The following is a 24,308-nucleotide window of genomic DNA, read 5'->3' as shown; positions in this document are numbered from 1 at the left end:
TCGCTGAGGCAAGCTGGCAGAATGAAAACCGCATTACGTATGAGTGCCTTGGCGTTCTGCCTGTCCGCCTGCGCGCCCCTCTCAATTTACTATCGCGAGGGAGAGTCGGTGTCGCGCATGCAAACCGAAACCACTCAATGTCAGGTGAAGGCGCTGAAGGATGCGCCGGTGGCCACTCAGATACGCCAGAGCCCGCCGATTTATTATCCCCCACGCACCTACTGCCACGGACCCGGTCAGTGTTACACGAGACCGGGTTGGTGGGAACCGGGCCGAGTTTATTCGGTCGATGCAAACGCCGGGTTGCGAAAGCGGGTCGAGGCACAGTGCATGGCCCAAAAGGGCTTTCGCCCGGTCAGCCTGCCGCCCTGCCGTCAGAACGTGAAATCACAGGTCACGGCCCGACGCACCACCCGGCTGCCAGCGCTTGCAGGCAACTCGTGTTTCGTCAAATTCGACGATGGGTCGTTTCAGATCATCACACCGGCGCAGGCTGGTTAGCGATCAGGGGTTACAAGCATCCAAGGTTTCTGAGGGCACTTTTGACCGCTACTGCGCGGTTTCGAACCTCCGCCTGCGGCCTAACCAAACATGCGCTGCAATGGCGGCGAGATAGACCAAAACCACGAAACCAAACATTCCGGCCTCGCCAGTGCGCCACAATACCGCCAGCAGGATCGGTGTTCCAAGAAGGTTGCCGGTGTTGCCCATCTGGGCCATCGCGCCATAGCTCAACGCCTGCGCCTCGGGCGTGGGGTTAAGCTCGGGAACCGCCGCAAAACTTCCCCCCTGCACCAGTCCCAAAGCCGAGAAAAGGGCGACACACACAATGGGTAACGGCATGCCCAACGGGAGCAATCCGATCGTCACTATGCTCATGCCAAATCCAAGACTGACGATGGTGATACCCGTGGTGACGCTCAACAACAGCGGCACGGCCAGCCACGACACAATGATGCCCGCCAACGGCATGATGCCCGCGATGAGGCCGCGTATGTCCTCGGGCAGCCTGTCGGGCAGGATCGCCAGCAATGAGACAAAAGTCAGCGTGTAAAACAGCCACCCGATGGCCGGGGCCGCAATGAACGGAGATCTGTAGGTCCGGCGATGGACGTCGATGAACACGTCCAGTCCGAACACGCGCGCGGCCGAGGTATCGAAAGAGATGTTGAGCCGGCACGCGGCCAGCACGCCTGCGATCAGCAGCATCAAGACGCCATGGAGCGCAAAATAGGCCGGCAATCCCAGCGCCCCGATGACGGGCAATCCGAACCAGGCGTTCAGGGCGAACGCCACGCCAAAGAACGTGCTCCAGAGTACCATCGCGATGTTACGGCCCCTGCCCTGGGTAATCTGTGACATCAAGGTCGGAGCGGCCACAACAATGGCAAGATGGGATAGGCCTTCAATCACGCGGCTCACCAGCATCATGGGAAAACCGGGAAGGGTCGCCTGCCAAAGAGAAATGGCCCCTCCAAGAACAAGACCAGTCAGCAGAAGCCTCACCGGCCCCACCCGGCTTGCAATCGCGCCCGAGAGGGTTCCCAAAATCGCGCCGGTCAGACTGATGATCGACAGTAGCCAGCCAAGCGCGTCCGCATTGCCGGGGTAAAGCCACCCGACCTCGGCAAACGGAACGGCGATCTTCGCGAACTGGGTTGCGGCGCCGAGACCTGCGAACCAAAGCAGCAAGACCAGGAAAACGGTGCGAACGGGTTGGGACATAAGCCCAGATTAGCCTGGCGGAGGCGGCTCAAGAACGCATAAATTATGCGCTGACCCGGGTACCGCTAACCAGTCGCACAGGTGTGCCGTCCGCAAGGTACAGCCGCTCCCAGATGATCTCACCCGCGCTGATCCGAATTCGGTCGTGAACCGCCTCGGAGGTCAGGAACGCCTTTGGCCTGGGCATTTGCTGATCCCACCAACCCTCATCCTTCAACTCCGCCTCCGCCTGGCGGATTTCGTCCGTTGCAAATTGCCAGAGGGACACGCCGAGCAATGCATTTTGGCTTGTGTTCCAATCCCTTGCGCGGCTGGCCGAATAAGCAAGGCAGATATGACTGGCCTCCTCGACCAGATGAATGCACTCGGTGGAGTTCACAACCAGACGCTTGAGCGCGGAATCGTTTGGACTAACAGGGGCAAGGGTCTTGAAAACCGATCTCTGAAGATCGGGGGCGGGCCTTTGAACGCCGTTTTCCCATCTGGAGACCGTTGTCTGATCGACACCCAGAAGATCGGCCAAAGCCGACTGCTTGAGGCCGACGGACCGGCGCAACCGCCGAAGCCGTTTGCCAAACGCCGGATAGCCGTGAACCTGTTTCAGTTCCATGCCGCAACTCTACCACATCGCAATGGGAACATGCACAATATCCGCCGTTCCCGGCATGCCCGGCAGGTCATTTCGGCGAAGCGTCACAAGGAGCTATTCCGCCGGTTCCGGCTCGTCCACATGCGCCACCCGGGCACCGGATTTGTTCGAGGTCACGACCCCCAGCGATTTTAGCTTGCGGTGCAGCGCGCTGCGCTCCATGCCAACAAAGCTGGCCGTTCGGCTGATATTGCCGCCGAACCGGTTGATCTGGGTCAGCAAATATTCCCGCTCAAACGCCTCACGCGCCTCGCGCAACGGCAACGTCGCCAGCGCTCCGGACAGAACCACCCGGCCCTCTTCCTCGGCCTTGTCCTCGTCGTTGGGCAGTTCTTTCGCCTCGATGGGACCCGCGCTGTCGCCCAGGATCAGCACCCGCTCGACCAGGTTCTTGAGCTGACGCACATTGCCCGGCCAGACCATGGTCTGCATCAGCGCCACCGCCTCATCGCTCAGCTCACGCACCGGCAGGCCCTGACTCTCGTTGCACATCTCGATGAAATGCTGGGCCAGCACCGGAATATCCTCGCGCCGCTCCTCCAGCGAAGGCACCGCAATCGGCACCACGTTCAACCGGTGATAAAGTTCCTCGCGGAACCGGTCCGCCTGAATCTCGGCCTCGAGATCCTTGTTGGTGGACGAGATCACCCGCAAATCGACACGCACCTTGTCAGACCCACCGACCCGTTGGAACTGCTGATCGACCAGCACGCGCAGGATCTTGGACTGGGTACCCAGCGGCATATCCGCGACCTCGTCGAAATAGATCACGCCGCCATGGGCCTCTTCCAGCAGGCCGGATTCGATGCCGCGTTCCGGCGTCTCACGACCAAACAGCACCTCTTCCATCCGCTCCGGTTCCATCCCCGCGCAGTTCACGGTGACAAAGGGGCCGTTGGCGCGGTTCGAATGGGCATGGATATAGCGCGCGGCAATCTCTTTGCCCGACCCAGCGGGTCCGCGCAGCATCACCCGACCGTTCGACTTTGTGACCTTGTCAAGCTGGCCCAGCATTGACCGGAACGCCGCCGATTTTCCGATCATGTCTGAACAACTCACTTCGCGCCGTTTCAGCGCGGCGTTCTCGCGGCGCAGGCGCGAGGTTTCCATGGCGCGGCGGATCACCACCATAAGCTGGTCGATGTTGAAGGGCTTTTCGATGAAGTCATAGGCCCCCTGCTTGATCGCAGCCACCGCGATCTCGATATTGCCGTGGCCGGAAATGATCACCACCGGCACATCCGGGTTGTCGCGTTTGACGGCCTTGAGGATATCGATGCCGTCCATCCGGCTGTCCTTGAGCCAGATATCGAGGATCAGCAGCCCCGGCGCCTCGGAATTGATCTCGGCCATGCAATCGTCGGAATTGCCCGCCAGCCGGGTGGAATAGCCTTCATCCTCCAGAATATCGGAAACCAGTTCGCGAATATCGCGTTCGTCATCTACGATCAGAATGTCACTCATGATTGGCCTGCTTTCACTTTGGTTGTAATCGCCTGCTTTGGCGGCGCTTCCGCAGGGGCGGTTTCAGCCCCCGGCAAACGGATCACGGCCATCGCGCCGAAATGGTCCTGTCCGTCGAATACCGGCGCGTCCTCAAGCGTGAGAGTGCCGCCATGTTCCTCGATGATTTTCTTGACGATGGGCAGGCCAAGGCCGGTGCCCTCGTCGCGGGTGGTGACATATGGCTCGAACAGCCGTGCCCGGTCTTCGGGCAGGCCGATGCCATTGTCGGCAATGGTAATACAGGTGCCGTTCGCCTCATGTGACAGCCGGACGTAAATCTGTGGCGAGAGATTGTCGGGTGCGCCTTTTTTCTTCAGCGTCTCAATGGCTTCACCTGCGTTCTTGATCAGGTTGGTAAGCGCCTGGCTCAGCATCGTGGCGTCAACATCGGCCAGTGCCGGATCCTCGGGCAACTCCGCTTCAATCCGCACATCTGGCTGACCGGACTGCTGCAACAGCACCGCCTCGCGTACCAGTTCGACAATGTCTTCCTGACGCCGCTCGGGTTCTGGCATGCGGGCAAATTTCGAGAACTCGTCCACGATCCGCCTCAGGTCATTGGTTTGGCGCACGATCACATCGGTCATCGATTCCAGGCTGTCGCAATCAGCCTCGTCCAACTTGCGAGAGAACTTGCGCTTGATCCGTTCGGCACTGAGTTGAATGGGGGTGAGCGGGTTCTTGATCTCATGCGCGATGCGGCGGGCCACGTCGCCCCAGGCCGCCATCCGCTGGGCACTGACCAGATCGGTGACATCGTCAAAGGCCACCACATACCCCTCAAGCCCGCCATCTTCGCCTCGCCGTGTGGCCATGCGTACCAGCAGGTTTTCCAATTGGCCCTTGCGGGTGACCTTGAGCGCGCCCTGCACGGTTTCCTGCGCACCATCCTTGAGTTCCTTGAAGAGGGGCTGGAACTCGGGCACCGCGATAGCCAGCGCCAGGTTGTGCTGCTCCTCTCCGGTCCAGCCCAGCAGACGTTGCGCCGAGCGGTTGACGAAGGTCACCCGTCCCTCGGGATCCAGACCCACAACACCCGAGGTTACCGAACTCAGCACGGAATCGAACAGTCTGCGGCGGCGCTCAATATGCCGGGTGTTCACCAGCAGAGCGTCGCGCTGCCCTTTGAGCTGCCGGGTCATCTGGTTGAAATAGCGGCCCAGCATGGCGATCTCGTCGTCGCTGTCCTCTTCCACTACCTGCACGCTCAGATCGCCGCCACCGACGCGCTGCGCCGCCGTGGTCAGACGGCCCACGGGGCGCGACAGCCGTTCGGCAAACCACATGCCCAGCGACACCGCCGCCAGGATCATGATCACGGCAAAGCCCAGGTAAAGCAGACCAAACTCGAACAGGACCCGGCCCCGCTCGCTCTCCAATTGCTGGTAGAACCGCGCGGTCTCCTTGGTATCGTCGAGCAGGTTCAGGATATTGCCGTCCACCTCGCGGCTGACATACAGGTAGCGGTCCAGATAGGCCTGCAGCGGCACGATCGCGCGAAACTCGTTGTTGCTCCAATCCTCGATGATCAGCAGGCCCTTGTCTTCGGCCTCGGCAATCTGTTCGATCTCTGGTTGTTCGAAGTCGAACAGGTACGAGCGGTCGCCCCGCGCACGGATCTCACCGGTGCCGTCGATCACATAAGCCTCGCGCAGGCCGCGCTGGATCTGTGCCTGTCCCTGCGCCAGAATCTCGCGCAGTTCCGCATCGGTGACGTAGAAATTCAGCGACCGGGCCTTGTCGAGGAACCGCCCCAGAACGGTGGCATCCTGCCCCAGCCCCTGCCGGTGTTCGCGCTCATATGCCTCGGCCGCCGAGAGCGACGAGCCAACCACCTGCCGCACCCGGTCCGAGAACCAGCCTTCAAGCCCGATATTCACCGTCAGGCCAGCGAAGATCGCCACCGTGACGGTCGGCACCAGAGCGAGGAAGGTAAATACGCCGATCAGGCGCAAATGCAGGCGGGAACCCGCTGATTTGGCCCGCCTCGCTGCAATCAGGCGGCCCATTTGGGCCAGCACCAAAGCGGCAAGCACCAGCACATAGACAAGGTCGGCCAGCAATACAAGGCGAAGGGTCGGGGCCGAAGTGCCCAGATCGAAAGGACCAATGACAAGATAAGTGGCCAGCGCCAGAACAGGCCCCAGAAGAACCAGTCCCAAAGTCCCGATATTACGGGCTTTTCGGGTTTTGCGCCACCGGCTGACCATCGCGATCGGCCCGTGCTGTGACCGGGTTGCCACCTGCTGCCCTCATTCTGATGTGCCGCCGAAGCGACTTACCGCCATATGTCGTGGTCCTTGCCGGGATGGCACCCGGATGCCACGGTTTGTGTGGCGATATTACATCAGTTTTCGGCGGCGTGTCACCTGAATATCGAGATCGGTGATTTTTTTACGCAGCGTATTCCGGTTGATCCCCAGCAAATCGGCACATTTCGCCTGATTGCCACCGGTCGCATCGAGCGCGATTTCGATCAACGGCGCCTCGACTTCGCGCAGGATGCGTTGATACAGGCCCGGTGGAGGCAGCATGTTGCCGTGAAGGTCAAAATAGCGCCGTAAATGCCGTTCGACCGAGGCCGAGAGCTTTTCGGTATCGCCCCCGCCCAAAACCGGCTCGACCTCGGGCTGGCTGCCCAGCACGGTTTCGACCTCGGCCCGGGTGATCTCATCCGCGCGGCTGGTCAGGCCGAGGCGGCGCACCGCGTTTTCCAGTTGCCGCACATTGCCGGGCCAGGAATAGCGGCGAATGAGTTCGACCGCCTCGGCGCTCAGCCAGCGCTTCGGCGCCCCGTCATGCTCGGCCCGCGCCAGGAAGTGATCGGCCAGCAGCGGGATGTCGTCCACCCGTTCCCGCAGCGCGGGCACCTGCACGACGGCGCCACTGAGACGGTAGTAGAGGTCCTGCCGCACCTTCCCTTTCTCCATCGCCGCCGCCAGGTCGGTCTGGCTGGTGGCCATGAACCGCGGCACGTGATCGCCCGGCGCGTCCATCATCCGCACGATGCGCGCCTGAATCTCATCTTCGACATTGGCGATCTCATCGATCAGCAGCGTGCCGCCCCTGACCCGGGCCAGCACTCGAACCGGTCCCTCAAGATCTTGCAAATCCGCCGCCGTCACCGTGACGAAGGGCAAGGTACGCCTGTCCGAGAAATCGTGGATGGCGCGCGCGATCAGCGACTTGCCAGTACCGCTTTCGCCCGAGATCATCACCGGCAGATCGGTGTTCATCACCCGCGCCACAAGCCGATAAAGCGCCTGCATCGCTGGGGTCCGCCCCACCAGAGGCAGCTCATCGGGCCGTTCACCGCCGTCGGCGCGGGGATCGGAAGGCGCGCGGCGTTTTTGTTCCAGCGCCCGCGCGGTGCGCTTCATCAGATCCGGCAGATCGAAGGGTTTGGGTAGGTAATCATAGGCCTCGGCCTCGGCGGCCTGAATGGCGGTCATGATGGTGTTCTGGGCAGAAATCACGATCACCGGCAGGCCGGGCCGGTCCTCGGCGATCTTGGGCAGCATTTCCAGCCCGTTGCCGTCGGGCATGACCACGTCCGAGATCACTACATCCCCCTTGCCTTCGCCCACCCAGCGCATCAGCGTGGTCAGCGAACTGGTGGCATGCACTTTGCAACCCGCCCGCGTCAGCGCCTGCGTCAGCACAGTGCGGATCGTGCGGTCATCATCGGCAACCAGAACAGTGCCATCCATCAGGTGGTCTCCTCTTGCTCGTAATCGCGCGGCACCCGCCGCAGCGACAGGCGGAACACGGTGCGGCCCGGCACCGAGTCCACCGAAATCCAGCCGTCATGGTCCGAGACGATCTTGCTGACCAACGCCAGCCCCAGCCCGGTACCATTCTCCCGCCCCGAAACGAACGGATCGAAGATATCGGCGCTAATGTCTTCGGGCAGGCCCGGACCGTCATCGATGATCTCGATCTGCAGCGGCAGCGAATGGCCCGATCCGTCGCTGCGGCGCAGGCGGAAGGAATGTTCGAAATAGGTGCGCAGGTGGATGGTTCCGCCATCGCCGCCCGCCGCCTCGGACGCGTTTCTGAGCAGGTTCAGAACCACCTGCAACAGCTGATCCGGGTCACCAAAGGCCAGCGGCAGCGACGGGTCATAATCCTCGATGATCGTCATATGTGCGCCAAAGCCCAACAGCGCCGAGCGCCGGGCACGATCCAGCACATCATGGATATTGACGGGTCTGAAGTCGGGCAAGGAGAGGTTTCCGAACTGCTCAACCTGCTCCAGCAACTTCACGATCCGGCGGCTCTCCTCGACGATAAGATCGGTAAGTTCAATGTCTTGCGGCGCGATATTCATACTCAGAAGCTGCGCTGCTCCGGTGATACCCGCCAGCGGGTTCTTGATCTCATGCGCCAGCATCTCGGCCATGCCGATGGCCGATTGCGCCGCCGATTTCACCGTGTGGCTCTGGGTCATCCGACCGGCCAACTCGCGTGGCGAGATGATCATGATCATCGACCCGGGCTGCCCCAGCAAGGGCGCGATCTGCAGCGCACATTGCAGCGGCGCGCGCTGGCCCGAGCCCACGTCAACGTCGTTGACAAAGAGCGGCGTGCCATTGCTACGCGCGCGCTCAAAGGCTTCTTCGATAGGCGCATCGGCGGCGATCTGATCCCAGACCGGATGGCCCAGCACCGCCTTGCGCGAGGCGTTTAGAAACCCCTCGCCCGCCGAGTTCACATCCGCGATCCGGTCCTGCGGGTCGATGATGAAGGCAGGAACCGGCAGCGATGCCCATATGGCCTGATCCGGGGTCATGCAGCCTGTTCTTTTCTTGGTGTCAGCGCATCCGCCAGCAGACGGATGACCTCCGCCGGATCGCGCGAGGTCAGAACGGCGCGCCGCAGCGGTGCGGGCGTGCCCGCCGCGTCCATGTACCAACCCAGATGCTTGCGGGCGACGCGAAGTCCCAGATCGGCGCCGTAAAAGCCCAGCATGGACTGATAATGCCCGATCACCATGTCGATCAGCGCTTGCCCTTCGGGAATCTCCGGCGCGGGTGAGCAGTGCAGCGCATGCGCGATTTCGGCCAGCAGCCAGGGCCGCCCCTGCGCGCCGCGCCCAACCATCACGCCATCCGCGCCCGAGTATTCCAATGCAGTCCGGGCCGTGTCCAGACTGACGATATCGCCATTGGCAATGACAGGAATGCCGACAGTTTCCTTCACCGCCCGGATCGCCTGCCAGTCGGCGCGACCCTTGTAGAACTGACAGCGGGTGCGCCCGTGGATGGTGACCATCTGCACCCCCGCCCTCTCGGCCCGGCGCGCCACGTCGGCGGCGTTGAGCAGCGTGTCATCCCAACCCAGCCGGGTTTTCAGCGTTACCGGCACATCGACGGCGGCCACCACCGCGTCGATCAGTTTCAGCGCGTGATCCGGGGTCTTAAGCAAAGCCGAGCCGGAATAGCCATTGGTCACCTTCTTCGCCGGGCAGCCCATGTTGATGTCGATGATCCGGGCGCCACGGTCGGCCACCCGACGGGCGGCTTCGGCCATCCAATGCGCTTCACGCCCGGCGAGTTGCACGGCGGTGTTTTCCACATCCGCCGACAGCTCGGCCCGTTCGCGCACGCCGGGCTTGGCCTGCACCATCTCCTGACTGGCCACCATCTCGCTCACCACCAGCCCGGCACCGAAACGCGCCACCAGATCGCGGAACGGGCGGTCGGTGATTCCGGCCATGGGGGCCAGAACCACGGGCGGGGTCAGTGTTTTATTTCCAAGACGTAAGGTCACGTCTGCCTAATCCTTGTGCAATTGCCTCATTCCTAGCGAGAGGCCCGGATTTGCACAATGAAACGTGGCGTTTCAAGGGGACAGTCACGGGTATTTGCCTAATTTTTAGGCAGAGCCCCACAGGCGATTGCCTCCGATTGCGCCAGACCATAAACATCGGGCGCAGCAATCCGGAGTTTCGCCTTCATGACCACAGCCGCCATCATCGTCGCCGCCGGGCGTGGCTTGCGCGCCGGGGGTGGTGTGCCGAAACAATGGCGCCCGCTGGCCGGGCGACGGGTGGCGGACTGGACGTTGGAGCGGTTCCATGCGGCACAGATCGACCATATCGTGCTGGTGCTGAGTGGGGAGGACCGCGCGGCGTGGGCGGAGTTCGAAACCTCGGGCCTGATCCTTGCCGAAGGCGGCGCGGATCGCGCAACTTCGGTTCGCAATGGATTGAGGGCGCTGGGTAATCTTGGCATCGACAAGGTTCTGATCCATGACGTGGCCCGCCCTTGTGTCAGCGCCCAGATCATCGCGGACGTGCTGGCCGCGCTGGACGATCACCAAGCTGCCGCACCGGGTCTGGCGGTTACGGACGCGCTCTGGTCTGGGGAAGGCGGCAAGGTCACCGGCACCAGCGACCGCAGTGGCCTCTATGCGGCGCAGACGCCGCAGGGGTTTCTCTATAACGCCATAGTGGCCGCCCATGCCGCCCATCCCGGCGCCGCAGCCGATGATGTCGAGGTGGCAAGGGCAGCCGGGATCGACGTGGCCATCGTGCCCGGAGACGCCGACAATCTGAAGATAACACGGCCCGAGGATTTCGCCCGGGCCGAAATTATATTGGGAACAGCGATGGATATCAGGCTGGGCAACGGCTATGACGTGCACCGGTTTGGGCCGGGAGATCACGTGGTTTTATGCGGCGTGTCAGTGCCTTACGAGCGGGGACTACAGGGCCATTCCGACGCGGATGTGGGCATGCACGCAGTGACCGACGCGATCTATGGCGCGCTGGCGCAGGGCGATATCGGCCAGCATTTCCCGCCCTCGGACCCGCAGTGGAAGGGCGCGGCCAGCGAGATCTTCCTGAGCCATGCCGTCGATCTGGCCGCTGAGATGGGATACCGCATCTCGAACATCGACTGCACGCTGGTTTGCGAGTATCCCAAGATCGGCCCACACGCCGCCGCCATGGGGCGGCAGATGGCGCAGATCATGGGATTGAATGCAGATCAGGTCTCGGTCAAGGCGACCACTTCCGAGAAGCTGGGCTTTACCGGGCGCGGCGAGGGCATCGCCTCGCTCGCAACCGCCTGTCTGGTGCGCGCATGAGGGCCGCGCAGCTGATCGGGACCGTCTGCGGCGTGGGATACCTGCGCCCTGGCCCCGGCACTTGGGGTTCGGCGGCGGCGCTGCCGCTGGCCTGGGGCTTGCACGTGCTAGGAGGGTTTCCTCTGCTGGCCTTGGCAACACTAGCCGTATTTTTCGGCGGGCTCTGGGCCACCAAAGTCATGACCGCCGGGCAAGAGGATCACGACCCGTCGGAGATCGTCATTGACGAGGTGGCCGGACAGTTCATTGCGATCTGGGCCGTTTCCTACCCTGCCTGGGCGCACGGGATCGAGGTTACCGCGCTGTGGCCCGGCTGGGTGGCAGGGTTCGTGCTGTTCCGGCTGTTCGACATCTTCAAACCCGGTCCCGTCGGCTGGGCCGACCGGCGCGGCGACGCACTGGGCGTGATGCTGGACGACGTGATCGCCGGGGTCTTCGCCGCCATCGGCGTCCTGATCCTGGCCGGCATTTCGCACGGGGTGCTAGGCCTATGAGTGTCACCGAGTTGCTGGACCGCGCGAAGGCGCTAAACGTTATGGTGGCCACCGCCGAAAGCTGCACCGGCGGCATGGTCGCCGCCGCGTTGACCGATATCCCCGGCAGTTCGGCGGTCGTGGACCGGGGCTTTGTCACTTACACAAACGCCGCCAAGGAACAGATGCTGGGCGTGCGGGCCGAGACGCTGGCAGCGGTTGGCGCCGTGTCGGAAGAGGTGGCAAAAGAAATGGCCGAGGGTGCGCTGCGGCACTCCGGCGCGCAGCTTACGGTCTCGATCACCGGCATCGCGGGGCCCGGCGGATCGGAGTTCAAGCCCGAGGGGCGGGTGTGTTTCGGTCTGGCCGGAGACGGCCTGATCACGCTTACCGAAACCGTCGAGTTCGGCGCCCTTGGCCGCGACAAGGTGCGGCTGGCCGCCCGGGATCACGCACTTGACCTGCTCGCCACCGGCCTTTCGCGCATCGGCCAGAATTAAGGCGTCCGCCGCGTCAACCCGCCCAATAATTCAGCACTGAGCAAAAAGCGTCAAAAACAGGCGTGTTTGAGGCAGGTTGCCTCTTTTTTCCTCATGCCACATCGGTTCAACCGCTCTCACACAAGGGGATTTCATCAGCTAATCGAAAGGAGAGCGGCCCATGAACGGAGCCGATACAGCCTGGATCATCGTGGCCACGGCCCTGGTCCTATTCATGACCCTGCCGGGTCTTGCCCTGTTCTATGGCGGGCTCGTGCGCGCCCGAAATGTACTCAGCGTGTTCATGCACTGCTTTGCGATTGCCTGTCTGATGAGCATCCTGTGGCTGGTCGCGGGGTATTCGATTGCCTTCGGCAGCGGTGGCTCGGGCGTCTGGGGCGGGCTCGACAAGCTGTTCCTGAACGGGGTCACTGTGGACAGCCTGTCGGGCACCCTGCCCGAGATCCTGTTCTTTGCCTTCCAGATGACGTTCGCCATCATCACCCCTGCCCTGATCGTCGGCGCATACGTGGAACGCGTGGGCTTCGGCTTTGTTCTGACCTTCTCGGGTCTCTGGATGCTGATCTGCTATGCGCCGGTGGTGCACTGGATCTGGGGCGGTGGCTTTCTGGCCGACGGCGGCATCTTCGGTGAGACCGGAGTGAAGGACTTCGCCGGTGGCATCGTGGTGCATGAGACCGCCGGTCTGGCAGCCCTGATCATTGCGATCTTCCTCGGCCCCCGCCGCAACCGCACCACGCCGCCGCACAATCCGGGCTTCGTGATGATCGGCGCGGCGATGCTGTGGGTGGGCTGGTTCGGCTTCAACGGCGGCTCGCAGCTGGCAGCCGATGGCGGTGCCGCGATGGCGCTGACGGTGACTCATATCTCGGCCGCCACCGCTTCGCTCAGCTGGGCGCTGTGGGAGAAGGTCAAATATGGCAAGGCCTCACTGGTGGGTCTGGTGACCGGCACGATTGCGGGTCTGGCCTCGATCACTCCGGCGAGCGGTTTTGTCGGTCCGGTGCAGGCTCTGATCATCGGCGGAGTGGCGGGCATCCTGTGTCAGGAGGCGGTGAATGTGGTGCGCAACGTCGCCAAGATCGACGACACGCTGGACGTCTTCGCCGTGCATGGTGTTGGCGGTGTCTTCGGCACGCTTATGATCGCCCTCTTCGGCCTGGGCAGCTGGGCCGCGCAGGCAGGCGGGTTGATCATCGTGGGTGTCTTTACGGCAGTTGTCACGATTGTGTTGGTCAAGGTGGTTGCGCTTGTCACGCCGCTGCGGGTAGATGCCGAGACCGAGACAAACGGGCTCGACCTCTCCACCCATGGCGAGCGGGCCTATGACATGAGCAGCTGAGCCCACCTTGGACTGCTCTGCCGCCCGCAAGGGCAACCCGAAAGCGGACCTCTTGGGGGTCCGCTTTCTTCATTAGGACGCCCGATCTGCGGGATCGCTACACAAGGTCAGCAGTCGTGAAAGGTCCGGGGCGGACAGGCTGTCGAAGCTGCCGGACAGCGCCTCAATCTCATCGGCGCGCGCCTGCCCGATAACCGGGTCCGCCAGCATGTGGAACTTGTCCGAGATCTGCGCATCGCTCAGCGGCATGTCGGCATCGCCGCGCGGGGTGCGGGGCGCGTCCTCGATCCGGCGGCCATCTTTCAGCACCAGCGTCACCTGCGCCCAGCGTTTGTCGATGCTGATGCGGGTCATCTCGGGATCGTCGATCAGTGTCGTAGCGCGGCTGAGGCGCAGGATGTCCGGATCACGCAACGCCGCATCGGTCAGTTCCTCAACGCCCACCTGCCCGCGCGCGATCATCGCTGCGACCGGAAAGGCGATGGCATAGGCAAACTCGTCCTGCGTCTGCGGCTCCTGCCCCGCCAGCCGGGTGGCGTAGTGGAAAGTGCGGATTTCCACGCTGTCGATCTGTTCGTGATGCAGCGCGTTGTCGCGCATCATGTCGTGGACGGCATCCAGCGACGGATGTGCCCAGCGGCAGCAGGGATAGGCCTTGTAATGGGTGTGATCGACCAGCCGCCAACCGGTGCCCAGATCGGCCCAGAATTCGGCGCTCTCCTCCCCCTCGCAGGTCAGCGCCGGGGCGCCGGTGAAGCCCTCCATCGCCAGATAGGCCGCCGTTACGCCCGATGGCGCGCCCCAACCCACTCCGTCACGCACCATCGACGGGTGGTCGATGCAGCGCATCATCTGGCTGCGGGGGCCGTGATACTCGCCGATACCCGCTGCCTGCCTGATCTGTTCGGCATCACCGCCCAGCAGCTTGGCCCCGGCAGCGGCGACGCCCACGGCGGTCCACGCGCCCGAGGTATGATAGTCGGCACAGGTGGCGTGCTGGGCCAGCCCGGCGCGGTACGCGACCTCATAACCTGTCGCCGAAACCTCGGCAAAGCGCTTGCCGTCCAGCGGTTGCTCAGAGGCTTGCGCCATCGCGATCAGAGCCGGAAACAGGGCTGAGCCGCCGTGCCCCTTGCAGGGCGTGGTGCCGTCATGGGCGTCGATGCTGTCCACCGTGAAGGCCCCGGCCATAGCAGCGCCCACCGGACTGACCGGGCGCCCGTCCATCAGGATGCGTGCGGCACCCGCCTCTCCGGCGCCGAAGATCATCGGCGCAGTGCGGCGCACGATAGCCGAAAGCGGCGTGGTCGAGCCCACCGCCGCCACGCCCATCGTGTCGGTGAAGCTACGTCGCAGGGTCCAAAGAACCGCCTCCGGCAGATCCTCGTACCGAAGCTCTGCCGCGAACCTGTCGAATGAAACTGTCACCTGCGCCCTCACTCTTCCCCGGTGTGCAACCGCGCCGCGAAATCCGCCGCCTGCCCGCCAGTGCGGAGCATCGACCAGACCTCATCCGCCATCTGATGCCCGATCAGCTTGGCCGCCTTGGCCCGGACCCGCTCTTCCCGCGTGCTCAGCGACATGGGCGCTTGCAGGTCATACTCGGCCTCGCGCCGGGCCCCGTCGCGCCTGAGCAACGACAAATGAGCCTGCGTTTCCGACAAGCCGTCATCCGCTTCCACAGTGATCCGGCCCCGCAGGGAGTTCAGCCGTGGATCGGCACAGATCGCGTCGGTATAGCTGTCGAGCCGCGCGGTATCGTGCCCCAGCGCCGACATGGCGAGCACGGTGCGGTACGAGAATTTGGCGCCCAGTCCGGTTTCGGGCGCAGGCTGGTTGCACACGCTCATCCAACGGGGGTGGGTCCTGACCTTGAGCTCGGCCACTTCCGGCTCGGCAATGTCCAGCGACCGCGCGGCTTCGAGCGCCGCATGCAGGCCGTGGCAGCAGGCGTGGAACTTGTGACTGACGGTCTCGAACAGCCATTCATCGCCCAGCCCATCCAAGGCGGCGGAGGCATCCTGCGCGCCGTGATGCGTGGCGCCAAACCCGAACGGCCCTTCCAGCGCGTCCGGATTGGCGACGAAACCGCGCTGGATCAGTTGCACCGCCTCGACCCCGGCTGCGGCAGCGATACCGGCATTGTAGGGCTTGCCCATCGTGCCGAACTGCGTCTTGAGCCCGGTGGCCTGTGTCGCCGTCAGCCCCAGAGCCATATGCATTTGCTCCGCGCTCAGCCCCGCCAGCCGCCCCGCCGCTGCTGCCGCGCCAAAGGCGCCTGCGGTGGCGGTCTGGTGAAACCCGATCTGGTAATGCCCGCGCCCCAGCCAGAGGCCGACGCGGATCGACAGCTCCATCCCGACCAGCGCCGCCTCCAGCAGATCGACAAGAGGGTGTTCGTGCCACTCGGCCATCGCCAAAGCCGCCGGGAAAACCGCCACCGAGGGGTGGCCGATATGGGCGAAATGAGTGTCGTCATAGTCCAGCGCGTGGGACACGGTGCCATTGACCAGCGCTGCTGCCCGCAAGGGTGCTGCGCCATAGCCGAAGAGACGGGCGTGAGGGTGCCCCCCCTCCTCCAGCACCATGTCGCGCAGGACGCGCGACACCGGCTCCTGCGCTCCCGCGCGCCCGACGGCGAGCCAGTCGAGCGCCGACAGAGAAGCGACGAGCCGTGCCTGTTGCGTGGTGGAAAGCGGGCCGGTGGCGAAGGCCGCCAGTGTGGTTGTCAGATCGGTCATGGGCGCAGTCTAGCGCCGGATCGGGGCGGGTAAAGCCTCAGCCGTAGAGCTCGGCGGCGCGCGCCTCGAAGGCGCGCACGATGCGGTGCATGGCCTCGTTGAAGACCATGCCGATGATGCCTTGCAGGACAGCGTTCTTGAACTCGAAATCCACATGGAAGGACACGTTGCAGCCGCCATCCGGCGCCTCTTCGAACACCCAGTCGGATTTCATGTATTTGAACGGCCCGTCCAGGTATTCCGTGTCGATCCTCTTGTCGTCCGGGTGCAGAGTCACCCGGCTGCCGAAACGCTCGCGAAAAACCTTGAATGAGATCACGAGATCGGCCTCGAGCACCTGCGCCTCGCCCACCGCATAGCTCCGCCGCAGCCGCGACGCCGCGCACCAGGGCAGGAATTTCGGATACTGCGCCACATCCGCGACCAGGTCGTACATCTGCTGCGCGGTATAGGGGAGGTGACGGGTTTCCGAATGGATGGGCATGGCGGCCTGTATTACCGGGTGACAATGGCGCGTCATGTCGTATGTTGCGCGCGAAAGATCAAGGGGGCAGCGATGAGCGACCGCGCATATGTGATTGATACGATGATCTCGGCCAAGGCCATCGCGGCCCGGATCGAGGAGTTGTGTCGCGAAATCACAGGCGAATTTGAAGGCACCGATAAGCTGGTCGTGGTCGGGCTCTTGCGCGGTAGTTTCGTCTTTATCGCCGATCTGGTGCGCGAGTTGGATCTGCCCATCGAGGTGGATTTTCTTGAGGCCTCGTCCTACGGTGACTCAATGGAAAGCAGCCGGGAAGTACGCATTCTCAAAGACTTGCGCGGCGCAATTGAAGGTCGCGACGTGCTGGTGGTCGAAGATATCGTGGATACCGGCCATACCCTGAACCATGTCACCAAGCTGTTACAAAGCCGCAAGCCCAAGCGGCTGAAATCCATCGCACTTTTGGACAAACCCAGCCGCCGCGAAGTGGATTTCCGGTCCGACTGGATCGGGTTCGAGATCCCGGATGAATTCGTCGTGGGTTACGGTATTGACTACGCGCAACGCAACCGCAACCTGCCCTATATCGGCAAGGTCCGGTTCGTGGAAGGCGAGTGAGCGACAGCTAGATCCGGCCGGCCAACAGGTCCTCGGATCGTGAGAGTGCATCGCACAGCAAGCGCCGCACCCGGTGAAGCCGCGGTACGGTTGCCAATTCCTCATGACAGGCCACCCAGAGTGGGACCATCAGGTCATCCGGCTGATCACTCTGGACCAGGCGCAGACGTGAATCGCTCTGCGCGATGAAGCAAGGCAATACCGCCTTTCCAATCCCCTTGGCCGCCAGTTCGCGAAGCACCAGAAAACTGTCGGCCGAAACCGTCATCCCCTGTTTGCCCACATTCCGCTCCAGCCAGAAATTCGGGCGCGACCGGCGCAGCGTCCCGTCCAGGCCCAGCCAACCCGTAGGCTCGGAACCGATGGCGCAGTAGGTCGCGAAACGCATATTGACCGAGGTTTCCCCAGTCAGCGCTTCCGGGAGTTCCAGCGCCGGGCGCAGGGTAATCTCGGCCTCGAGCCGGGCGAGGTCGAGATGCGCATTCGACGCGATCAGCGACAGTTTGAGATCGGGCGCCTGATGTCTGAGATCAAGCAGGATATCCGGCAAAAGACACTGACACAGGGTGTCGGTCGACGTGATCCGGACCCGCCCGGACAACGGCGCCTCAAGGCCGCGCGCCAGTTGCTCGACCGAGGCCATCGCATGCCCGACCTCATGCATCGCCGCAATCAGGCGAAGCCGGTCGGGCCGCACCGCATAGCCCTGCGGTGAGCGTTGAAAAACCTGCGTACCCACACGCTTTTCGAACGCGGCGATACGGCGCAGAACCGTCGCGTGATTGACACCCAGTCTTCGGGCGGCCCCCGCCACGCTTTGTGCATCGACCACGGCAAGCACGAATTGCAAATCATCCCAGTTCGACCTGTGCAAATTCTAAGACCCCTATCGCAAAGATGCAGACTGTTCCCGCATATTATCACAGCTACACTGATTTTGCCGGGTGATGTTCAGACAATGGAAAGGTCGATGTGATGAAACACAAAACACTTCTTTCAGCCGCCGTGATCTGCGCCATAGGCGGGTTGGCTTTGGCCGACAGCCATGCCGAGGGCGAATTTGCAAAACAAATCAAAGCGCGTCAGGCGCAGATGACGATCTATTCCTATAACCTTGGCATTCTCGGCGGCATGGCCAAGGGAGAGGCCGAGTATGACAGCGAAGCGGCTGCCCTGGCGGCAAACAACCTTGCGGTGGCCACAACGATCTGGATGCCGTCCACCTGGCCACAAGGGTCGGACAATGCGGCCACGAAAGGCACACGCGCCTTGCCAGCGATCTGGGAAAAGTTTGAAGACGTGGGCGCCAAGTCTCAGAATCTGGCCACAGCGGTGGCAAAGCTGCAAGAGTCAGCAGGCACCGATCTGGATTCACTCAAGGCCGCCATTGGCCCGGTTGGCGAGGCCTGCGGAGCCTGTCACAAACCGTACCGCGCCGAGAAGTGAGCGACGCGCCAAACCGAGTCATCAACGATCGGATGGATTCGCGCAACCGGATTGCGGCAAGCGGAGTATGTTGAATGCGGCGTCTTGCACGAGTTGCGGTTGCTGTAGGGCTGATCGCTTTGGCTGTGGGCTGGTTTCTGACCCGGCCCCAGGCCGCCGACCTGACCGGCCTTGACGCAATGAGCGGCGATGTCGCTCGGGGAGCTTGGGTGTTTGACGCAGCAGGCTGCGCCTCATGCCACTCCGCCCCCGAAGCCGAAGGCGATGCGCTGCGCGTTCTGTCCGGGGGGCGTGGCTTTCCCAGCCCGTTCGGCACGTTCTACGCCCCCAATATCTCACCTTCACCCGATCATGGCATCGGTGGCTGGACCGTTGCCGATCTGGCCAACGCGATGCTGGTCGGAATTTCCCCAGACGGCGCGCATTATTACCCGGCTTTCCCGTATATCTCCTACTCAAATGCCCGTTTGCAGGACATTGCTGACCTGCACGCTTTCATGATGACGCTGCCAGTATCGGAACAACCGAACCGGAGCCATGATGTCGGGTTTCCGTTTTCGATCCGCCGCGGTCTGGGGCTGTGGAAGCTACTGAACGCAGGAAAGGGATGGGTGATCGAACAACCAGCAACCGATCAGATCGAGCGGGGGCGGTATCTGGTCGAGGCGCTGGGGCATTGCGCCGAATGCCACACGCCGCGCGATGCTCTGGGCGGGCTGGATCGGGATCGCTGGATGCGGGGCGGTCCTGTGCCCGTCGGCAAAGGGAGTTTTCCGCCTCTGGTTCCGTCGCAACTAAAATGGAGTGCCGAGGATATTGCCTATTACCTCGAAACCGGCTTCACGCCTGATTTCGACAGCGCCGGGGGTGCCATGGTCGAGGTCATCCAGAATACTTCGCGCCTACCGCCCGAGGACCGAGCAGCCATCGCAGCCTATCTCAAAACGCTGCCGGACGGGTCAGCCGACGAGTGACCGCACGGCGGATAGGAAGATCCCGGCTCCCACGGGGATCACGTCGTCGGGAAAGTCGTAGTCCGGGTTGTGCAGTTGCGGGTGCTCCTCTCCGGCGCCCAGCCAGAACATCGCCGCTTTCGCGCCCTTGCCGAACTGGCCGAAATCCTCGGAAAAGCGTTGGGGCAGATCGGTGCGGTGCAACGGTGCTGCGGTCTCGGTGGCAGCGTGGGCAAGGATGTTCACGGCGTCCTCATGGTTGGTGCAGGCCTCGAACACATCGTCATAAGTGATCTCGACCCCTAGCCCTTCGTCCTCGGTCGCCTCACGCACCAGCGCCTCGGCATCGCTCACAAGCTGCGCCATGCGGGCATCCGACACGGTGCGCAGGGTTACCCACAACTCCCCGTGACCGGGGGCAACGCCGAAGGTGGCCTTACCCAGTTCGGCATGGGTCAGCGTGGTCAGCGCATAGTCGGCATCAAGCGACCCGCCCTGCCCCAGCCCGGCCAGCGCGGGCATCAGCCGCGCCATCGCCACCGCCGGAGACAGCCCGTCCTGCGGTGCCGCGGCGTGCGAGGTCTTGCCGGTCAGCTGCACCCGCATCCCGCGCGAGGCGCAATTGGCGGGGCCTTTGCACAACTCGACCGCACCGCGCGCCAGCCCCGATAGGTTGTGAAGGGAAAAAACGTAGTCCGGTGCGATCCGCGCAAATTTCGGATCGGCGCGATAGGCGGGCGCGCCCTTACCGGTTTCCTCGGCTGGTTGAAAGATCAGCGCCACCCGGCCCCGTTTCGGGCGATCCGCCGCCAGCGCCTCAGCCACACCCAAAACCATGACCATGTGACCGTCATGGCCGCAGAGATGGCCCTTGCCTTGGATTTGCGAGGCATAAGCCAAACCCGTCAGTTCCTCGATGGGCAGCGCGTCAAGCTCGCAGCGAATACCCACGGTCGGCCCCTCGACCCCGCTGTGATAAATCGCGGCCACCCCGTGACCACCGATACCGGTCAGAACCTCATCCGCCTGATAGTCGCGCAGCAGCCCGGCGACACGCGCCGCCGTCTGTACCTCTTCCCCGGAAATCTCGGGATGCTGGTGAAGTTCATGCCGCAGCGCGGTCAGCCGCGCCAGGGTTTCGGGCGTCATGCCAGCCCGAGTTTCTTCTGCCGTGCCGCGCGCAGCCGGGCGAAATCATCACCCGCATGGTACGAGGATCGGGTCAGCGGCGTTGCTGACACCATCAGGAAGCCCTTGCCATAGGCCGCCTTTTCATAAGAGGCAAACTCCTCTGGCGTCACGAACCGGTCCACCCGATGATGCTTTGGCGTCGGTTGCAGATACTGGCCGATGGTCAGGAAATCCACATCCGCCGCGCGCATGTCATCCATCACCTGCCGCACCTGTTGTTCCTCTTCGCCCAGCCCGACCATGATGCCGGATTTGGTGAAGATGGTCGGATCCATCTCCTTCACCCGCTGCAGCAGGCGCAGCGAGTGGAAATAGCGCGCACCGGGCCGCACCTCGGGGTAGAGCCCCGGCACGGTTTCCAGATTGTGGTTGAACACGTCCGGCTTGGCCTGAACCACGACCTCCAGCACGTCCGCGTCGCATTTCAGAAAATCCGGCGTCAGGATCTCAATCGTGGTCTTGGGTGAGCGGTGGCGGACGGCGCGGATGGTCTGAGCGAAATGCTCGGCCCCGCCATCGGCCAGATCGTCGCGGTCAACCGAGGTGATCACAACATGGTTCAGCCCCAGTTTCTCCACCGCGTGAGCTACTCGGCCCGGCTCGAACGCGTCCAGCGTGTCAGGCTTGCCGGTGGCGATGTTGCAGAAGGTGCAGCCCCGGGTACAGATCTCGCCCATGATCATCATCGTGGCGTGACCCTGGCTCCAGCACTCGCCCACATTTGGGCATCCAGCTTCTTCACAGACAGTGACCAGATTGTTGTCGCGCATGATCTTGTGGGTGTCAGCATAGCCCTTGCCGCCGGGCGCCTTGACGCGGATCCAGCTTGGCTTTTTCGGCTGCGCATTGTCGGGGCGATGCGCCTTTTCCGGATGGCGTTGCTCGGGGATTTTCAGGTCACGCACGGGGGCTATTTCCCTTGATTTGGGTCAGCATTGGTTCCGGATAACATAACGCGGGGTAAATAGTAACGCCAGCGACGCATGGCCGCTATGCGCGGACGTTGTGCTGGCGCAGAAACTTCTGGCAGGATATCACCATTTAAGCACTTCATATATATGATTTAACGCCGTAATTCGCCTGTATGCGTGCGCAGCATTTCAGGCGTTGAAGCGAGATTAGAATCGTTTTAACTCTCGCAGCAATAACATCCGATTCACAGGAGCTTTAAGATGAAAGCAGGCGCAAAACTGCCCGATGCGACCTTCCACACCCGGGTGCGGGACGAGGCGGTCGAAGGCCCCAACCCGTTCCGTTGGGAAGACAAGACCACCGCAAATTACTTTGCCGGCAAGCGCGTGGTTCTGTTCTCGCTGCCCGGCGCCTTCACCCCCACCTGCTCGACCTATCAGTTGCCGGGTTTCGAGAAAGGCTTCGAAGATTTCAAGGCGCAGGGCATCGACGCGATCTACTGCATGTCGGTGAACGACAGCTTCGTGATGAACAAATGGGCCGAAGCGCAGCAGCTGGAAAACGTCAAGGTCATCCCCGATGGCTCTGGCGAATTCACCCGCAAGATGGGCATGCTGGTCGACAAGGACAACCTGGGTTTCGGCATGCGCTCGTGGCGCTACGCAGCCATCGTCAATGATGGCGTGGTCGAGGCATGGTTCGAAGAGCCGGGCCTGGCCGACAACCACCCCGAGGACCCCTATGGCGTCTCCTCGCCCGAGGCCGTGCTGAAGTACCTGGTCGAGGCAAAGGCCGAAGTCGCGGCCTGATCTTGCCTCGATTCAGTCCCGAAAACCCGCGGTGTCTCCGCGGGTTTTTTTGTGCTCCGGCCAAAGCACTTTGACGCCTCGTGACGTCACCTCCGCATCATTCCCCTGTTTTTTCATCGCTTCCTGACGCAGCAATTCCGGCACAAACGCAGCTTTAAGGAGCAGACATGAAGAAGAATATCGCAGAGGTCATCGGCACCTTCACCCTGGTCTTCATGGCCTTTTCGACGATCCTGTTCATGAAACCCGAAGTTGGGTTGATTGGGATCAGCCTGTCCTTCGGTCTGGCAGTAGTGGCCATGGCCTATGGGGTCGGTCCCATTTCAGGCGCGCATCTGAACCCAGCGGTCAGTCTGGGTGTCTTCCTTGCGGGGCGCATGAGCGCGGGTGAGATGCTTGGCTATTGGATCAGTCAGGTGATCGGCGGCGTTCTCGCCTCACTCGTCTTGATTGCGATGACCGCGGACCCGGCCGGCGCGGCGACAGCGATCGGCCCCTGGGGCACTACGGCGGCGTTGATTTTTGAGGTCGTGGCGACCTTCATCTTCGTCACCGTGATCCTCGGCGCCACGCAAGAAGGGCACGCAACGCCCGTTGCGGGCCTTGCCATCGGGCTGACCCTGACGATGATCCATCTGGCGGGCATCACGGTGACCGGCGTTTCGGTCAACCCGGCCCGGGCCATCGCCAGCAACATCTTTGACGCAGGCGCGGCCTCACAATTGTGGCTCTATATCATCGCGCCGCTGATCGGCGGTGGATTGGCCGGAGTGCTGCACAAATCCGGCCTGACCTCCGCCTGACACTCCGGGTTCTGCGGGCTCTCGGTGAGTCCGCAGGATCACGCCGCGCGCGTGGCGGCGACGATGCCCTGACCCACCTCGCGGATCACTTGCGCGAGATCGGTGAACCAGCCCTCGTCTCGCGTCGCCTCGCGCCGGATCAAGCCAACGGTACGCGCCGGTTCCGGCTCGGAAAACCGTAACAGTTTCAGATCGGGAATCATGGTGCATTCCGAGCGCAGCGCCAGTTCGGGCATCAGGGTCAGGCCAAAGCCCTCGGCCACCAGCCGGGTCAGCGTACCCAGCGACGAGGCCCCCATGTTGATGCCGCTGCTGTGCCGATCCTGCCCGCAGACCTCAAGCGCCTGATCGGTCAGGCAATGACCATCCTCAAGCAGCATCAGATGCGCCCGACCCAGATCGGTGGGTCTCAGGACGTCCGGCCCCGAGGACAGCCGCGCCAGCCGGGTTTCCGATCCGGCCAGCAGGAACCGGTCCTGAAACAGCGGCTCTTCGACAAAGCCACTGCCACCGCTGGGCAATGCCAGCACGGCGGCATCAATCTCCCCTGCCCGGAGCGAAGCCAGCAATCGTTCGGTCCGCGCCTCGCGCACCTGCACACGCAGCGACAGGTCCCGTGCTCGCAAGGCTGCCAGCACTCCGGGCAGCAGATACGGCGCCATGGTCGGGATCAGGCCCAGCGACAAAGAGCGGTACCCACGGCTTTGATCTCGCGCAAGCCGATCCAGCCGATCCGCCGCCGACAGAACGTCATGTGCGAGCGTCAGAACGTCACGACCCAAGGGCGTCAGCACCACGTCGCGCGCCTGCCGCTCGACCAGTGGCCCACCCATCAGATCTTCCAGCGCGCGGATCTGCACCGACAGCGCCGGCTGCGAGACATGACAGACCTGCGCGGCCCGCCCGAAATTCCGCTGCTCGGCCAGCGCCTTGAAATAGTGAAGTTGTCTAAGTGTGAAATTCATAACCCTTACCTATCAAAGACAGGAGAAACCACAACCAACCCTTATCCCTCAACTTCCGTTTGGTCCAAATATCCCCAACAGAGGCAGACGCGGCTGGCG

Annotated in this window: 24 protein-coding genes; 10 read left to right on the top strand and 14 right to left on the bottom strand. The window is 62.9% G+C overall.

Annotated features, from left to right (window positions below; genetic code table 11):
• Positions 1-117: 117 nt before the first annotated feature.
• The gene (locus GOX53_RS11385; RefSeq protein ID WP_254446539.1) at positions 118-501 is read left to right on the top strand and encodes a hypothetical protein; all 384 of its coding nucleotides are present in this window, start codon (positions 118-120) and stop codon (positions 499-501) included.
• 48 nt (positions 502-549) lie between these two features.
• On the opposite strand, the gene GOX53_RS11380 is transcribed toward GOX53_RS11385, so the two are convergent.
• From GOX53_RS11380 to dusB, 7 genes are all read right to left on the bottom strand, one after another.
• Positions 550-1,725: an MFS transporter gene (locus tag GOX53_RS11380; RefSeq protein ID WP_171176366.1), complete on the bottom strand. Its 1,176-nt coding sequence runs from the start codon at positions 1,723-1,725 to the stop codon at positions 550-552.
• A 43-nt stretch (positions 1,726-1,768) separates the two neighbouring features.
• Positions 1,769-2,335 carry a helix-turn-helix domain-containing protein gene (locus GOX53_RS11375; protein WP_171176364.1) on the bottom strand — a complete coding sequence of 189 codons (567 nt, stop codon included), beginning with the start codon at positions 2,333-2,335 and terminating at the stop codon, positions 1,769-1,771.
• Positions 2,336-2,428: 93 nt separating this feature from the next.
• On the bottom strand, positions 2,429-3,838 hold the full coding sequence (locus tag GOX53_RS11370) for a sigma-54 dependent transcriptional regulator (RefSeq protein WP_171176362.1): 1,410 nt from the start codon (positions 3,836-3,838) through the stop codon (positions 2,429-2,431).
• The gene (locus tag GOX53_RS11365; RefSeq protein ID WP_171176731.1) at positions 3,835-6,090 is read right to left on the bottom strand and encodes a PAS domain-containing sensor histidine kinase; all 2,256 of its coding nucleotides are present in this window, start codon (positions 6,088-6,090) and stop codon (positions 3,835-3,837) included. Before GOX53_RS11365 ends, GOX53_RS11370 begins: the two co-directional genes overlap by 4 nt.
• A 132-nt stretch (positions 6,091-6,222) precedes the next feature.
• The gene (locus GOX53_RS11360; RefSeq protein ID WP_171176360.1) at positions 6,223-7,590 is read right to left on the bottom strand and encodes a response regulator; all 1,368 of its coding nucleotides are present in this window, start codon (positions 7,588-7,590) and stop codon (positions 6,223-6,225) included.
• On the bottom strand, positions 7,590-8,672 hold the full coding sequence (locus tag GOX53_RS11355; protein WP_171176358.1) for a nitrogen regulation protein NR(II): 1,083 nt from the start codon (positions 8,670-8,672) through the stop codon (positions 7,590-7,592). The genes GOX53_RS11360 and GOX53_RS11355 overlap by 1 nt, the downstream gene beginning before the upstream one ends.
• Positions 8,669-9,598 (bottom strand): tRNA dihydrouridine synthase DusB, encoded by a 930-nt coding sequence (gene dusB, locus GOX53_RS11350; RefSeq protein ID WP_217351762.1) that lies wholly within the window; start codon positions 9,596-9,598, stop codon positions 8,669-8,671. The genes GOX53_RS11355 and dusB overlap by 4 nt, the downstream gene beginning before the upstream one ends.
• A 240-nt stretch (positions 9,599-9,838) precedes the next feature.
• Here dusB and GOX53_RS11345 point away from each other — a divergent pair, with 240 nt between their 5' ends.
• The 4 genes from GOX53_RS11345 to GOX53_RS11330 all read left to right on the top strand — a co-directional run bounded on the left by GOX53_RS11345 (position 9,839) and on the right by GOX53_RS11330 (position 13,287).
• On the top strand, positions 9,839-10,972 hold the full coding sequence (locus GOX53_RS11345; RefSeq protein ID WP_171176353.1) for a bifunctional 2-C-methyl-D-erythritol 4-phosphate cytidylyltransferase/2-C-methyl-D-erythritol 2,4-cyclodiphosphate synthase: 1,134 nt from the start codon (positions 9,839-9,841) through the stop codon (positions 10,970-10,972).
• Positions 10,969-11,466 (top strand): phosphatidylglycerophosphatase A, encoded by a 498-nt coding sequence (locus tag GOX53_RS11340; protein WP_171176351.1) that lies wholly within the window; start codon positions 10,969-10,971, stop codon positions 11,464-11,466. The genes GOX53_RS11345 and GOX53_RS11340 overlap by 4 nt, the downstream gene beginning before the upstream one ends.
• Positions 11,463-11,945, top strand: coding sequence for a CinA family protein (locus tag GOX53_RS11335; RefSeq protein WP_171176349.1), 483 nt, complete (start codon positions 11,463-11,465; stop codon positions 11,943-11,945). The genes GOX53_RS11340 and GOX53_RS11335 overlap by 4 nt, the downstream gene beginning before the upstream one ends.
• A 160-nt stretch (positions 11,946-12,105) precedes the next feature.
• The gene (locus GOX53_RS11330) at positions 12,106-13,287 is read left to right on the top strand and encodes an ammonium transporter (RefSeq protein WP_171176348.1); all 1,182 of its coding nucleotides are present in this window, start codon (positions 12,106-12,108) and stop codon (positions 13,285-13,287) included.
• 72 nt (positions 13,288-13,359) lie between these two features.
• Here GOX53_RS11330 and GOX53_RS11325 read toward each other — a convergent pair whose 3' ends face one another.
• The 3 genes from GOX53_RS11325 to GOX53_RS11315 are packed head-to-tail and all read right to left on the bottom strand — an operon-like array spanning position 13,360 to position 16,512.
• Positions 13,360-14,715 (bottom strand): MmgE/PrpD family protein, encoded by a 1,356-nt coding sequence (locus tag GOX53_RS11325; RefSeq protein ID WP_171176347.1) that lies wholly within the window; start codon positions 14,713-14,715, stop codon positions 13,360-13,362.
• Between the two features lie 8 nt (positions 14,716-14,723).
• Positions 14,724-16,028, bottom strand: a complete 1,305-nt coding sequence (locus GOX53_RS11320; protein ID WP_171176346.1) for an MmgE/PrpD family protein — start codon at positions 16,026-16,028, stop codon at positions 14,724-14,726.
• Between the two features lie 37 nt (positions 16,029-16,065).
• Positions 16,066-16,512, bottom strand: a complete 447-nt coding sequence (locus tag GOX53_RS11315; RefSeq protein WP_171176345.1) for a type II toxin-antitoxin system RatA family toxin — start codon at positions 16,510-16,512, stop codon at positions 16,066-16,068.
• Positions 16,513-16,584: 72 nt separating this feature from the next.
• Between GOX53_RS11315 and hpt the strand changes: the two genes are divergently transcribed.
• Positions 16,585-17,130, top strand: a complete 546-nt coding sequence (gene hpt, locus GOX53_RS11310) for a hypoxanthine phosphoribosyltransferase (protein ID WP_171176344.1) — start codon at positions 16,585-16,587, stop codon at positions 17,128-17,130.
• Positions 17,131-17,137: 7 nt separating this feature from the next.
• Here the strand turns inward: hpt and GOX53_RS11305 are convergent, their stop codons facing one another.
• On the bottom strand, positions 17,138-18,004 hold the full coding sequence (locus GOX53_RS11305) for a LysR family transcriptional regulator (protein ID WP_171176343.1): 867 nt from the start codon (positions 18,002-18,004) through the stop codon (positions 17,138-17,140).
• 101 nt (positions 18,005-18,105) lie between these two features.
• Between GOX53_RS11305 and GOX53_RS11300 the strand changes: the two genes are divergently transcribed.
• Together GOX53_RS11300 and GOX53_RS11295 are read left to right on the top strand one after the other, a co-directional pair.
• Positions 18,106-18,576: a cytochrome c gene (locus GOX53_RS11300; protein WP_171176342.1), complete on the top strand. Its 471-nt coding sequence runs from the start codon at positions 18,106-18,108 to the stop codon at positions 18,574-18,576.
• 74 nt (positions 18,577-18,650) lie between these two features.
• On the top strand, positions 18,651-19,550 hold the full coding sequence (locus tag GOX53_RS11295; RefSeq protein ID WP_171176340.1) for a cytochrome c: 900 nt from the start codon (positions 18,651-18,653) through the stop codon (positions 19,548-19,550).
• On the opposite strand, the gene GOX53_RS11290 is transcribed toward GOX53_RS11295, so the two are convergent.
• Positions 19,536-20,678: an amidohydrolase gene (locus tag GOX53_RS11290; RefSeq protein WP_171176338.1), complete on the bottom strand. Its 1,143-nt coding sequence runs from the start codon at positions 20,676-20,678 to the stop codon at positions 19,536-19,538. The genes GOX53_RS11295 and GOX53_RS11290 overlap by 15 nt on opposite strands.
• Complete coding sequence (gene lipA, locus GOX53_RS11285) at positions 20,675-21,625, bottom strand: lipoyl synthase (RefSeq protein ID WP_171176336.1); 951 nt, start codon at positions 21,623-21,625, stop codon at positions 20,675-20,677. Before lipA ends, GOX53_RS11290 begins: the two co-directional genes overlap by 4 nt.
• A 267-nt stretch (positions 21,626-21,892) precedes the next feature.
• On the opposite strand from lipA, the gene GOX53_RS11280 reads away from it, so the two are divergent.
• Together GOX53_RS11280 and GOX53_RS11275 are read left to right on the top strand one after the other, a co-directional pair.
• Positions 21,893-22,441 carry a peroxiredoxin gene (locus GOX53_RS11280; protein ID WP_171176334.1) on the top strand — a complete coding sequence of 183 codons (549 nt, stop codon included), beginning with the start codon at positions 21,893-21,895 and terminating at the stop codon, positions 22,439-22,441.
• Between the two features lie 167 nt (positions 22,442-22,608).
• Positions 22,609-23,244 (top strand): aquaporin, encoded by a 636-nt coding sequence (locus GOX53_RS11275; RefSeq protein WP_171176332.1) that lies wholly within the window; start codon positions 22,609-22,611, stop codon positions 23,242-23,244.
• Positions 23,245-23,282: 38 nt separating this feature from the next.
• Here the strand turns inward: GOX53_RS11275 and GOX53_RS11270 are convergent, their stop codons facing one another.
• A complete protein-coding gene (locus GOX53_RS11270) occupies positions 23,283-24,209 on the bottom strand; it encodes a hydrogen peroxide-inducible genes activator (RefSeq protein ID WP_171176330.1) in 927 nt (308 codons plus the stop codon).
• Positions 24,210-24,308 lie beyond the last annotated feature (99 nt).

Origin of the sequence: Ruegeria sp. HKCCD8929, assembly GCF_013031405.1 — a bacterium.
Classification (GTDB): domain Bacteria; phylum Pseudomonadota; class Alphaproteobacteria; order Rhodobacterales; family Rhodobacteraceae; genus Ruegeria.
This window is presented reverse-complemented; position numbering and strand designations above follow the sequence as displayed.